The following is a 13331-nucleotide window of genomic DNA, read 5'->3' as shown; positions in this document are numbered from 1 at the left end:
AACCTCAATCTTCCCGGTCGCTTCCGAATGGACAACCTCCTGAAAGCTCACATCTAGAGATCGTTGTCCATGCGGCCTGGTACATTTCTTTTCTTCGGAGCCTACGCCTCGCTCGCCTTGAGTTTGCTTGCATGCGGCCAGGACCGCGCGCCTGTTGCCTATGCGAGCATCCGGCCCCTCACGGCTGCGGAACAGGCCGATCCCAATCGCTTCAGCATCGCCGATGTCGCCGCAGTGGCTTCCGGGCGTAAGCGCATGAGCTGTATCGAGCTCATCATGGGCGATCTCTATGCCTTTGGCATGGAGACAGTGGCCACGGCGCCCTCGATCGAGGCGGACGCCTCGACACGCGCCATTTCGGGAGCGGTCGGCCCGTCGAGCAAGCGCCTTATTGAGGAAGAGATGAAATGTCATTGCGATGGCACGGTGCCGATGCCGGGCTATGAACTCTTTGAGCGGCGTCAGGACCTGCTGAGGGGAGGGGGCACCACGCCCCTCAGTCCAGACTTGCTGAGCTATTACCCCAAGGATGCGAACGGTCAGCCACGCTTCTTGCACTATGGCGAGAATATCCCGGATGCCATGCTCCGTAAGCTGCCACCTGTGCCACCTGGTCACCGCAGCGGGCAATGCGATGGCTCGCAATCCTGCCTTGAGGCGAGAGCCCGTATCAACGCCCAGGCTCGCGCCGAGGGCAAGCCCGAGCCTTATCCCAATCTCGAAACGCCGCCCAAGGCACTGTGCAAGCGTGCCGCCTGAGGGGTGAGGTGGGGGCTGCCGACGGGATAGGATTGGGGGGACCTTCGGACCCGGCTGTCCGGAGGCCAGCGCATGTCGGAGCCGGGCCTCAGGACCGGCCACCAGACTTGCCCGCTGGCCTGTTCGATCCTTTTCGTGTATAGCTTCCGTATGGTGAGAAACCCGGCCCACGCGATACCGCAACAACGCTGCCTTCCCTCGGCGGCGGTCTTCGCGCGCGTCTGGCTTTCCGGGTCCTGCTGAACGCAGCGCCTCCTGCCATTCCGCACCCAACCCCGCCCGCATCTCGGCGGGGTTTTTCATGTCCGGACTCCCCGCCGCTTCCCCACACAGGAGAGTCCCATGATCGACCTCAGTCTCTATGCCGCCTTCCTCGGCGCCGTCCTCGTGCTCATGCTGATTCCAGGGCCGAATGTCGCCCTGATCGTCGCCAACAGCATCGCCCACGGGCCGCGTTACGGCCTGCTCACCGTGGCCGGCACCAGCTCTGCCATGGTGCTGCAGCTGGCCCTGACGGCTCTCGGCATGTCCGAACTACTCGGCGCGCTCGGCACCTGGTTCGAGGTGCTGCGCTGGATCGGCGTCGCCTATCTCGTCTGGCTCGGCATCGCGCAGTGGCGCGCGCCCGCCGCCGATCTTTCGAAGAGCCGGCCGGAGCCGAAATCGCCGCGCCGCATCTTCATGCGGGCGCTGCTGGTCTCGCTCACCAACCCCAAGACTCTGCTGTTCTACGGCGCCTTCTTCCCGCAGTTCGTCAGCATGGAAGGGCATGTCAGCCTGCAGATCGCCATTCTGTCCTTGAGCTTCCTGGCGATGGCCGTGCTGGTCGACAGCGGCTGGGCCTTCCTCGCCGGCCGCGCCCGCGGCGTACTGGCCTCGCGCGGCCGTCTGCGCAACCGCCTGTCGGGCGGCCTGTTGATGGGGGCAGGGGCCGCGCTTGCCATGGTGAGGGTGAAATAGCTGCGCTCTCGTCGCCGTGCATTCGGGCCTGCCAACGGTCTTTCGCGAGGAAGCTCCTGCGAATCTTTGACATAAAACTGTCATGGTGACATGGAGGGCACTGAAAGTGCTGCCGGATTCCGGTCTGCACTTTGCAAGCTCTCTCCTGTCCGCCCCCTATGCCATGGCCTCAGGCCAACCAGTCGGGCGCCGTATCCGAAGTGGCCACCCGATGGAACTGCAACTGCCGGTCTTTCTCGCTGTCCTCAGTGCGGCCGCCTTGCACGCCGGCTGGAACGCGCTCGTCAAGATCAGGCTCGATCCCTTCCTGGCGATGACGCTGATCTGCGTCTCCTGCGGCATCATCGCGCTGGCGGCCCTGCCGATCACGGGCCTGCCGAACCGGGAAGCCTGGATCTGGGTGGCCGCCTCGACCGTCCTGCACCTGTTCTATTATCTTTTTCTCGCCGAGGCCTATCGGCGGGCCGATATGAGCCAGGTCTACCCGATCGCGCGCGGCGCCGCGCCGCTCGTCACGGCCGTGATCTCGCTGGCCTTCATCCATGACCCGATGAGCCCCGGCAATGTCGTCGGCATCGCGCTGCTCGGCCTCGGCGTGCTGCTGATCTCGCTGAAGGGGCAGCGCGGCAGTGTGGTGCCGAGCCGGGCGGCGGTGATCTACGCACTGCTTACGGCTGGCACCATCTCGCTCTACACCGTCGTGGACGGCATTGGCGCAAGGACCGCCGGCAGCCCGAATTCCTACGCCGCCGCGCTTTTCGCGGTCGACGCCTATCCGATGCTGGCGATCTGCCTGTGGCGCAAGGGTCTCGAGGGCATCCGGCCCGCCTTCAAGTTCCTGCTCCCGGGCTTTGCCGGCGGCGCCATGTCGCTTGCCGCCTACTGGATCGTGATCTGGGCGATGACGGTGGCGCCCATCGCGCTGGTCGCCGCCACGCGCGAAACCAGCGTGCTGTTCGGCGGCCTGATCGCGGTGGTGTTCCTCAAAGAGCCGTTCACGCCGGTGCGGGGGATCTCGGCGGTGCTGATCCTGCTGGGGCTGGTGTTCATGCGGCTGGGATAATGCTGGGAGCGCGGACTTCCAGTCCGCTCTTGAAACGAGGAAACCAGAAAAAAGGGCGCGAACCTCAAATGGCCGCGCCCTTTCCGCATACGTTTCCGGTTCAAGAGCGGACGAGACGTCCGCGCTCCCAGCCGCTCATCGTCAGTCCAGCACCTTCGTGATGATGCCGGAGCCCACGGTCTTGTTGCCCTCGCGGATGGCGAAGCGGGTATCCCGCTCGATGGCGATGGCGTCGTTCAGCTCGGCCGTCAGCGTCAGGCTGTCGCCCGGCATCACCATCTCCACCCCCTCCGGCAGGCCGATGCGGCCGGTGACGCTTGCCGTCCGGAAGTAGAACTGCGGACGGTAATTGCCGAGGAAGGGCGTGTGGCGTCCGCCCTCGTCCTTCGAGAGGACATGCACTTCCGCCTCGAAGCGGCGATGCGGCTTCACCGTGCCGGGCTTGGCCAGCACCTGGCCCCGCCGCACCTCGGCGAGATCGACGCCACGCAGCAGGCAGCCGACATTCTCTCCGGCGAGGCCCTGGTCCAGGATCTTCTGGAAGGTCTCGATAGAGGTGACGACGGTCTTGCGCCCGGCGCCGAAGCCGATCAGCTCGACTTCCTCGCCCAGCTTCACCGCGCCGCGGGCGATGAGGCCCGTGACCACGGTGCCGCGGCCGGAGATGGTGCGCGCACCCTCGATCGGCATCATGAAGGCCTCGCCCTCGGAGCGGTCGGGCAGCTCGATCGTGCTGTCCAGCGCCTCGAAGAGACGGAGGATCGCCTCATCCGCCAGTTCGCCCTTGACGCCGTTGAGCGCCTGCATGGCGGAGCCACGGATAAAGGGCACCTTGTCGCCCTCGAAGTGATGCTTGGTGAGGAGATCGCGCGTCTCGAGCTCGACGAGCTCGATCAGCTCCGGATCCTCCACCGCGTCGCACTTGTTCACGAACACCACGATGCGGGGCACGCCGATCTGGCGGGCCAGCAAGATATGCTCGCGCGTCTGCGGCATCGGGCCGTCGAGCGCGGAGACCACCAGGATCGCACCATCCATCTGCGCCGCGCCGGTGATCATGTTCTTCACATAATCGGCATGGCCGGGGCAGTCGACGTGGGCGTAGTGGCGGTTCTCAGTCGAGAACTCCACATGGCCCGAAGCGATGGTGAGGATCTTGGTGGCATCGCGCGTGCCCTGGGCGGCGGAGGCGCGGGCCACATCCCGATATGGCACGAAAGCTCCCCATCCTCGGTCTGCCGAGACCTTGGTGAGCGCCGCGGTCAGCGTCGTCTTGCCATGGTCGACGTGGCCGATGGTGCCCACATTGCAATGGGGCTTCGTGCGGGTGAACTTTTCCTTAGCCATAACTACACCTGTGGTGCCTTCTCCGGCCCTCGTAGGAGGTTGCACGGCTCGGGCACCACGAGAGCCAAAAAGATGCCCGGAACCGCTTTTGCGTCCGGGCTGGCTCGATCTCAGGTGATTTCGGTCCGGCCTAGGGCAAAGCGAATGCGGCCGAGGAATCGATGTTCCTCGGGCTGATCGACGATATCGACGACGACTTCCGCATGGGTCCGGTGCCTGTTGGCGTGGATGGAATAGGGATCGGGCAAATAGGGGGGATGGCGGGGAAAAGCAAGGGGGAAGTTTCGCTGAGCGTCGCGTTCCGCGCTCCCGGCCCGGGAGAGGGAAAGAGTGTCGCGCCCTGCGCCTCGCGGTTAGTGAGACCGTATATGGTACCCGCCTGTCGCCTCCGTGATTTTCAATGAATCACGCAAGTGTCACTCTTGAAGTTCAATAATTGCAACTGCTGATTGTGGGTGTTGCCGTCCATTTCCAGCAGTGCTCGCTCCCATACATCGCCATCAGATCAATCGTATAGGACTCAGGGGGACCGACTATGCGTATTGGCAATCTTCTTCGCCTGGCAATTGCCGGGACAGGCATCGCTATGCTTTCCATGGCTGTGTCAAAAGCAGCAGATCGCGATAACTTTTCCATCGCGAGTGAACTTCGTACCCTCAATGCTCCGCTGGATGCGGCGGCGCCACAATTGCGCTCGCTGACGGCCAAAGCCGGCCGGTCGGGTACGATACGCATAATTGCGAGGGTGGCCAGGCCGTCCGGCATGCCGTTGGGACCGGGCACGGACGCGAGCCTTGCGGCGGCAAACACCGACTTCAGGCAACGACTGAGCGATCTGGGCGTGGCAGAGAGCGCCCCCATCGGGGATCTGCCGTTGAGTGTCCTGGAGGTGACCGCCGACCAGCTCCAGAAGATGGTCGATGCCGGGCTCGTCTCCGATGTGGTGGAAGACATCCCTGTGCCGCCAACGCTTCAGGACAGCATTCCGCTCATCCACGCCACGCAGGCACTCACCCTCGGTGCCAGCGGCGCCGGCCAGACCATCGCCATTCTCGACACCGGCGTCGAAGCGAACCATCCCTTCTTCGGTGGCCGCGTGGTGGCGCAAGCCTGCTTCTCCTCCAACGTTCCGGCGCAGGGCGCGACCAGTGTCTGTCCCGGCGGCGCGACCACATCGACGGCGGCCGGTTCCGCGGCGCCTTGCGGGGTTAGTGGCTGCGATCATGGCACACATGTGGCCGGCATCGCTGCCGGTCAGGACGCCAATCGTCGCGGCGTGGCGCCACAGGCCAATCTGATCGCCATCCAGGTCTTCTCCCGCTTCGACGACACGCCTGGCGGTCCGCAATCCTGCGCCAATGTCAGCCGTCCCTCGCCCTGCATCCTGTCCTTCACCTCGGACCAGATCCGCGCCTTGCAGCAGGTGTTCGACTGGCGCAACAATTTCACCATCGCATCCGTCAATATGAGCCTGGGCGGCGGCAACAACGCCACCTGCGATACCGATACGCGCAAGGCGTCGATCGACCAGCTCAGAGCCGCCGGAATCGCCACCGTCATCGCCTCCGGCAATGGCGGTTCAAGCACCGGCGTGGGCGCGCCGGGCTGCATCTCCACGGCCATCACGGTGGGCAACACCACCAAGTCGGATGTCGTTTCCGCGACTTCCGACAGCGCAGCGGTGGTCGACCTGCTGGCGCCAGGTACGAATATCACGTCCTCGGTGCTGTCGGGTGGCTTCGGCAGCAAGAGCGGCACATCCATGGCCACGCCGCACGTCGCCGGCGCCTTTGCCGCCCTGCGCTCGGTGCGCAACGACCTGACCGTCGACCAGATCGAGCAGGCGCTGGAAAGCACCGGCGTATCGATCACCGACAGCCGCAACAATCTCGCGCGTCCGCGCATCGATCTGGAGGCCGCCGTCCGCGCGGTCACCACACCGGTCTGGTCGGGGGCGATCTGGCGCTACACGAATGTGCCCTGCACCGGTGAGTCCTGCCCAGGCTGGCAGCGGCTCGACAACAATCCGCGCACCGTGTCGATCGTCGCAGGTGACGCCCTCTACCAGATGCACAGCAATGGCTGGATCTGGCAGCACACCGGCACGCCCTGCAATGGCGACAGCTGCCCTGGCTGGGTGCGGCTGGACAACAATCCGATGGGCATTGCCATCGTGGCGAGCGCCGGCAAGCTCTACCAGCTCCAGCGCGACGGCGGCATCTGGGAATATACAGGCACACCCTGCAACGGCGATGTTTGCCCGGGGTGGCGTCGGCTGGACAACAACCCGATGGGCATCGCGATCGTGGCCGATGCCGGCCAGCTCTATCAGCTTCACCGCGACGGTGCGATTTGGCGCTATACCGGCACGGCCTGCAACGGCAATAGCTGTCCTGGCTGGGCGCGTCTCGACAACAACCCGATGGCGACGGCCATCGCCGCCGGCGGCGGCAAGCTCTACCAACTTCATCGCGACGGACGTATCTGGCGCTATACCGGCACGCCCTGCAATGGCAACAGCTGTCCTGGCTGGTCGCTGCTCGACAACAATCCGATGGCGCTCGCCATCGTCGCAGGGGGCGACCAGCTCTATCAGCTGCATCGCGACGGGCGTATCTGGCGCTGGACCGGAGTGGCCTGCCAGGGTGAGTCCTGCCTGGGTTGGCAACTGCTCGACAACAATCCCATGGCGAACATGATCGCCGCTTCGGCCGGCAAGCTCTATCAGCTCCACCGCAATGGCGCCGTATGGGAATATACGGGCGTTCCCTGCACGGGGGATTCTTGCCCCGGCTGGCGCCGGCTCGACAACAACCCGCTGACGCGTGCCATCGTGACCGCCGGCGGCGCGCTCTATCAGTTGCACGGCACGGCGGTGACGCAGCGGCATGTCGATGGCCGCCTCTGGCAGGCCACCGGCAGTCCGTGCGCGGGCCAGAACTGCCCCGGCTGGCAGATGCTCGACAACAATCCGGCCACCACGCAACTGCGCTTCGATCGTGGCTATGCCTATCAGCTGCATAACAACGGCCGGATCTGGCGCGCCACTTTCGGGCCTTGCCAGGGCGAAAGCTGCCCCGGCTGGGAGATGCTTGACAACAATACGCGCACACAGGCCATCGCCACGGCCAATGGCCAAGTCTATCAGCTGCATGTCGACGGTCGCATCTGGCGCTCGACGGGTGCAGCCTGCCAGGGCCAGTCCTGCCCGGGTTGGCAGATGCTCGACAACAATCCCCGCACCATCGCCATTGCCGCGGGAGGCGGGCAATTGTATCAGCTGCATCGCGACGGCCGGATCTGGCGCTCGACGGGCCTAGCCTGCCAGGGCAATGTCTGCCCGGGCTGGCAGATGCTGGACAATAATCCCAACACCGTTGCGATCACCGCCGCGGGTGACCAGCTCTATCAGTTGCATCGTGACGGCCGGATCTGGCGGTCGACGGGCGGCGTCTGCCAGGGAGAATCCTGTCCCGGCTGGCAGATGCTCGACAACAACCCCAATACCATCGCCATCGTTGCCGGCGGCAACCAACTGTTCCAGCTTCATCGCGACGGGCGGATCTGGCGGTCGACGGGCGGTGTCTGCCAGGGCCAGTCCTGTCCCGGCTGGCAGATGCTGGACAACAATCCCAGCACCGTTGGCATCAGCGCCGGTGACAACCAGCTGTTCCAGCTTCATCGCGACGGCCGCATCTGGCGCTCGACGGGCGGTGTCTGCCAGGGCCAATCCTGCCCCGGATGGCAGATGCTGGACAACAATGGGCGCACCCGCCAGATCTCGGCGGGGGCCGCCAATTGAGCACAGGCCGGAGCTCTTGGCGGCGACCCATCGCCATCGGACTCCGGCAGCTTCTTCCAGCCCTCTGTTTGCCACAAAATGCGAGGATGGTGGCCGCATGTCTTACAGACTTGCCGCAGGACTGGTGATGATGGCTGCTGCATTCGGCCTGTCTGGCGCCGCAATGGGAGGGGCCATGTGCAACGATACGGCGGAGCAGAACGCTGAGATCCTGGCGAAGGGCATGACGGCCGAAACCGTCCGCGTGCTGATCACCGTCAAGGTTGAGCAGGGTGCCGATCGCGCCACCACCGACAATCATGCGCAGGCCCTTGCCGACAGTCTCACCAAGGCAGGCGCTGCCCATGCCGAATCCATCGGCGGCCAGCCCCTGGTGGTCGCCGAACTCAGCCGCGACAAATTGCTGGCGGCGGGCAAGGACGCGCGCATTGCCTGTATCAGCCTCGATCAGCTCTCGCCTGCAAACTGATCGGCCCAGTCTCTGGAGCCGTGCCGACCGCCGCCAGGCTCGTCAGGCCTGATCGGGCTTGCGTGGCTTACCCTTCCGGTGTGGTTTGGGCTCCCCATGTGGTTTGGGCTCGCGCTTCATCTCATCCCCGCCGCGGTCGCGATAGGGCTGTATACGGATGTTTTCTTCATCCGGCTTGCGGACATTGGCGGCGAAGTGGTCGGCGGCTTCCCTGGTGATCTCCACCACCGTCTCATTGTCGAGGATCTTGATGTTGCCAATGTCGCGGCGCTTCACGCCACCGCGGCGACACAGCATCGGCAGCAGCCATTTCGGATCGGCATTGTTGCGCCGGCCGATCGAGAGACGGAACAAGACGGCATCCGGATTGGACGGAGCCTCCTCGCGCTCGAAGCGGCGCGGGCGCTCGGAGCGTTCCGGCCTGTCGTCGCGCTCAAAGCGGCGCGGCCTGTCATCCCGCTCAAAGCGGGCAGGGCGCTCATCGCGGCCGAAGCGGTCGTCGCGTTCGAAACGCGAGGGCTTGCGATCCCGGCGCTCGGGGCGTTCACCCGGGTCGCTGACTTCCTCCGGCTCCGGCAGGCGCGAGCGGTAGACGCGGGCGAGCGCCGCGGCGATATCCTCGGCGCTGCGGTTCTCCAGGAGGAGCTTGGCGATGGCGAGGTCTTCCTCGCCCGGCGCCTCCGTCAAGAGCGGGTCATGCAGCATGCGCTCTCGGTCGAGGCCGCGGATCTCGTCTGCCGTCGGCGGCCCCATCCACTGCACCTTGACGCCGGCCTGGCTCAGCATGATCTCGGCCTTGCGGCGGCGCGAGATCGGCACCAGCAGGGCGCTGATGCCCTTGCGGCCGGCACGTCCCGTGCGGCCGGAGCGGTGCTGCATCTTCTCGGCGTCATGCGGCAGATCGGCATGGATGACGAGGGCGAGATTGGGCAGGTCGATGCCACGCGCGGCCACATCGGTGGCAATGCAGACCTGGGCATGGCCGTCGCGCAGGGCCTGCAGGGCATGATTGCGCTCGTTCTGGCCGAGCTCGCCCGAAAGCAGCACGGCCGAAAAGCCGCGTTCGCGCAAAGTGGCGTGCAGATGGCGCACGGATTCGCGGGTGTTGCAGAACACGATCGCCGTGGGGGGAGCCACCTGGCGCAGCAGATTGACGACGGCGTGCTCGGTCTCCTTGGGCAGGATGCGAATGGCACGATATTCGATATCGGCATGGCCGCGTTCGGCCGCCTTCACCTCGATACGCAGCGCATCCTTCTGGTAGTCGCGGGCGATGGCGACGATGCCCTTGGGCATGGTGGCCGAGAAAAGCAGGGTGCGCCTCTCCTCCGGCATCGCCTTCAGGATGAATTCGAGATCCTCACGGAAGCCGAGGTCGAGCATCTCGTCGGCCTCGTCGAGCACCACGGCGCGCAGGGAGCCGAGATCGAGGCCGTGGCGTTCGATATGATCGCGCAAGCGGCCGGGCGTGCCGACCACGATATGGGCGCCGTCGGCCAGCAGGCGACGCTCGCGGCGCGGATCCATGCCGCCGACGCAGGAGACGATGCGCCCGCCCGCCGGCTTGTAGAGCCAGGCGAGTTCGCGCTCGACCTGGATGGCGAGTTCACGCGTTGGAGCGATAATAAGGGAGAGCGGTGCGCCGGCCTTCTCGAAGCGCTGTGCTTCGCCGAGGAGATCGTCGGCGATGGCAAGACCATAGGCCACCGTCTTGCCAGAGCCAGTCTGGGCGGAGACGAGAAGGTCGCGGCCGCCGGCATTGTCGGCCAGGACAGCGGATTGAACCGGCGTCAATTCATCATAGCTGCGTTCGGCCAAGGCCTGGCGCAGCGCCGGGTTCAGGGAAGGAAGGGTCACGGGAAAGCCTGTCAGAGGGGCGAACGAAACGCCAAAGCGAGCCGCTGCGGGCAGGGCTCGGGCGAGAAATTCTTGAGAAATCACGAGTTGTGCTGCCCTTACAGCAAAAGCCGGGCAATTGCGAGCCTGAATACGGGAGGCTGCCGTGCGTCGGGGGCATGGGGCTTCCCCGGGACGGCCGGCTTTCCAGCCGGCTTCTTCCTTTCCTGCAAGCGTTGCGGTTCCAGGAGCCGGCTGGAAAGCCGGCGGTCCCAGAGGGCCTTGCCAAGCAGGTGGCCACTCATGCAAGCATGCGGCGGGGGAAGGCGGTGGTTGAATGGCGAGCCGATGAACGAGTCTGCAACGACGCGCGAACCCTTTGCGCGCTATTACGTGCGCTATCTGATCACCCGCAAGGGCTACAAGCTCGGCGTGGTCCAGGCGGCGCAGGGCCTCCTGCAGCATAGCGACTACGTGCTGACCAAGAACACCGGCAACGTCATCTCCACTATCGTCATCGTCAACGGCGAGAGCGAGCCCGGCAAGACCTTCACCATGCCGCCGGAGGATCTCGCCCGCGTTGCGAGGGAGACGGTCGCGGCCCAGCGCACGCCGATCATGCTGCGGATCGCCATCCTGGAAATCGGCCCGGAGGAGATCGACAGAGCCGCCAAGTCGCGCCTCGCCGCCTATAAAGGCCGCGGCAAGGGCTATCGGACCGCGGCGGTCGGCGTGGATACGCAGGCGCAGAGGGCCTGGCCGCTGCCGCCCTTCGGCCGCCGCTTCAGCCTGGCGGGGCAAATCGAGAGGCTGATGAAGGCGCCGCGGCTTTCGGCTGCCGACCTGTCGGGTCCGGAGATGGCGGTGGCCGTCGGCCGTCCGATCTTCACCTTCGTGCTGATGGCCTTGCTGGTGGCCATTTTTGTCTGCGAGCAGGCGTTCGGCATCGGCAAGGCCGGAAACATGGCGGGGCCGACCCTGATCACCTTGCAGACCCTGGGCGGTCTCAGCTATCCGCTGGTGACGGAGGCCGGCCAATGGTGGCGCATCTTCACAGCGCCGCTGCTACATGCCGACCTGACCCATATCGGCTTCAACTGCTTCGCACTCTTCCTGATCGGACGCCTGCTCGAACCCTTGATCGGCTGGCGCTGGACAGCTGCGACCTTTGCCGTCAGCGCGATCTGTGGTTCGCTGATGTCGCTCGCCGTCAATCCCGCCAACATCATCGGCATTGGCGCCTCAGGCGGGATCGTCGGCCTCTTTGCAGCGGCGCTCACGGTTTCCTTGCGCATTCCCGCCGGCTTCATGCGGGTGCGGCTGGTTACGCAGGCCCTCTATGGCCTGGTGCCGGCCCTGCTGCCTTTCCTCAACCTCGCCATGAGTGGCGGCAAGGTCGATTACGGTGCCCATTTTGGTGGTGCGATCGGCGGCGTCACCATGGGCTTCATTCTCTTGGGCCTTTGGCCGGCGCGGTTGCCGCGCCCGCGATGGGCCAATCTGGGGGCACTCATCGCTGTCCTGTTCTTCGCGACAGCGGCAAGCGCCTTGGTTCCCATTCAGGAACAGTATCAGCGGCAGCGATTGCTGGCGCCGGACCTGACCTCGGCGTCGGTCGAGCAGGATGCCGACGTGACCAGGCTGCTCAAGGATCATCCGCGTGATCCGCGCCTGCTCTCCGTCCATGCCCAGAACCTGCTCGAGCGCAACGACCTCGCCGGCGCTGAAGCCGATCTCAGAGCGGCACTCGGCGAGCGCGATCTTCTCCAGGACGCCAGTGTCCCGCCGGATCTCGAAAACAGGATCCGCACCATCCTGGCCGCCATAGTACGGCAGGACGGCAAGAGGGAGGAGGCACGGACGATCGTGGCGCCGGCCTGCGCGGCTGAGAAAAGCGGACCGCTTGCCGATTATCTGAAGAAATATTCCCTCTGCGAGTAATTGCGGCCGGTTCAATGCCCGGCCGCGAAGTCCCCATCGGCGAGCGAACCAGAGATCTGCGGGTATGGTGCTCGCATCTGCGAATTCGAGGCACCCACGACGTCCCGTTGCCAAGGCAACTCTGGCTATAATCGCCCCCGATTTGCCTCCAAGATGGCCTCAAATCAGCTTTTTTCGCCCGTTTGCCTCAATTTTGTGCAACGCACCAAAAATTCTTGACAACACAATCCGGAACATATCTGCTGCCGCTATGGCTAGACCCAGGGAATTTGATCGCGACGAAGCGCTCAAGCACGCCATTTCGGTGTTTTGGGCCAAGGGCTTCGAGGCTGCCTCGACCGAGGATCTCCTCGCGGCGATGAAGATCGGCCGCCAGAGCCTGTACGACACCTTCGGTGACAAGAGGCGGCTCTATCTGGAGGCGCTCGGACGCTACCAGAACGTCAGTGTCGGCAACCAGATCGCCTTGCTGGAATCCGAAACCTCCGCGCTTGCCGGCATCCGCAGGATGCTGATGGCGATGGCCAATGCCGACCCGGGCTTCCGGGCGCTGGGCTGCATGGGGGTGGGAGCGATCTCCGAATTCGGCCAGGCCGATGCCGAGATCAACGCCATGGGCCGGCAGAGCGGCGAAGTCTTGCATGCTGCCGTGGAAAAGGCGCTGCGCAAGGCAAGGACCGACCGGGAAGTTGCCGCCGACATCGATATTTCCGGAGCAGCTCGTTTCGTGGAGTCCACCTTGCTCGGCCTCAAGGTCAGCGCCAAGGCCGGGCTTGACACGGCGGGGCTGCGGCAGATCGTGGACTTTGCCTTGGAGGCTCTGAAGCGGCGGTAAACCCTGTCGAGAGTGCCGCTGTTTTTAGCCAAATTATGGACTATTTAGTCAATTATTGGGAAAATCATGACTGAAAACAAAGTACTGCTCGAGAAGATAGCTTTGGTGATTGGGGGCTCGCGCGGCGTCGGCGCCGGCTTCGTTTCCTGTCTCGCCGGTCTCGAGGCGGGCTTCATCACCGACGCCAGTTTGAATATCGATGGGGGATATACGCTGTGGCGGGGCGCCGGGGGCGTTCCTGGGACCGCAGGCGTCCCGCCTGCATCTTGAACCGCCTCGTTTCCAAGAGCAGGCGACACGCCTGCGATCCCAGGGACGC

Annotated in this window: 10 protein-coding genes; 8 read left to right on the top strand and 2 right to left on the bottom strand. The window is 64.8% G+C overall.

The features are described 5' to 3' along the window. Window positions 1–69: 69 nt before the first annotated feature. The 3 genes from QQL24_RS13245 (at window position 70) to QQL24_RS13235 (ending at window position 2782) form a co-directional block, all read left to right on the top strand. Window positions 70–759 carry a hypothetical protein gene (locus tag QQL24_RS13245; RefSeq protein WP_284312601.1) on the top strand — a complete coding sequence of 230 codons (690 nt, stop codon included), beginning with the start codon at window positions 70–72 and terminating at the stop codon, window positions 757–759. A gap of 342 nt (window positions 760–1101) precedes the next feature. Further along, on the top strand, window positions 1102–1719 hold the full coding sequence (locus QQL24_RS13240; RefSeq protein WP_284312600.1) for a LysE family translocator: 618 nt from the start codon (window positions 1102–1104) through the stop codon (window positions 1717–1719). 211 nt (window positions 1720–1930) lie between these two features. Beyond that, the gene (locus QQL24_RS13235; protein WP_284312599.1) at window positions 1931–2782 is read left to right on the top strand and encodes an EamA family transporter; all 852 of its coding nucleotides are present in this window, start codon (window positions 1931–1933) and stop codon (window positions 2780–2782) included. A gap of 141 nt (window positions 2783–2923) precedes the next feature. Here QQL24_RS13235 and tuf read toward each other — a convergent pair whose 3' ends face one another. Next, on the bottom strand, window positions 2924–4129 hold the full coding sequence (gene tuf, locus QQL24_RS13230; RefSeq protein WP_284312598.1) for an elongation factor Tu: 1206 nt from the start codon (window positions 4127–4129) through the stop codon (window positions 2924–2926). A 763-nt stretch (window positions 4130–4892) separates the two neighbouring features. On the opposite strand from tuf, the gene QQL24_RS13225 reads away from it, so the two are divergent. Beyond that, entirely contained in the window at window positions 4893–7931 is a 3039-nt protein-coding gene (locus QQL24_RS13225; RefSeq protein WP_284312597.1) for a S8 family peptidase, read from the top strand. Window positions 7932–8028: 97 nt separating this feature from the next. Beyond that, a complete protein-coding gene (locus tag QQL24_RS13220) occupies window positions 8029–8400 on the top strand; it encodes a hypothetical protein (protein ID WP_284312595.1) in 372 nt (123 codons plus the stop codon). Between the two features lie 42 nt (window positions 8401–8442). Here QQL24_RS13220 and QQL24_RS13215 read toward each other — a convergent pair whose 3' ends face one another. Further along, window positions 8443–10257, bottom strand: coding sequence for a DEAD/DEAH box helicase (locus QQL24_RS13215; RefSeq protein ID WP_284312593.1), 1815 nt, complete (start codon window positions 10255–10257; stop codon window positions 8443–8445). A gap of 327 nt (window positions 10258–10584) precedes the next feature. Between QQL24_RS13215 and QQL24_RS13210 the strand changes: the two genes are divergently transcribed. The 3 genes from QQL24_RS13210 (at window position 10585) to QQL24_RS13200 (ending at window position 13282) form a co-directional block, all read left to right on the top strand. After that, on the top strand, window positions 10585–12177 hold the full coding sequence (locus QQL24_RS13210) for a rhomboid family intramembrane serine protease (RefSeq protein ID WP_284312592.1): 1593 nt from the start codon (window positions 10585–10587) through the stop codon (window positions 12175–12177). 250 nt (window positions 12178–12427) lie between these two features. Further along, complete coding sequence (locus QQL24_RS13205; protein ID WP_284312591.1) at window positions 12428–13012, top strand: TetR/AcrR family transcriptional regulator; 585 nt, start codon at window positions 12428–12430, stop codon at window positions 13010–13012. A gap of 66 nt (window positions 13013–13078) precedes the next feature. Continuing rightward, a complete protein-coding gene (locus tag QQL24_RS13200; protein WP_284312590.1) occupies window positions 13079–13282 on the top strand; it encodes a hypothetical protein in 204 nt (67 codons plus the stop codon). Window positions 13283–13331 lie beyond the last annotated feature (49 nt).

It is taken from the genome of Labrys miyagiensis, from assembly GCF_030160835.1.
GTDB lineage: Bacteria > Pseudomonadota > Alphaproteobacteria > Rhizobiales > Labraceae > Labrys > Labrys miyagiensis.
This window is presented reverse-complemented; position numbering and strand designations above follow the sequence as displayed.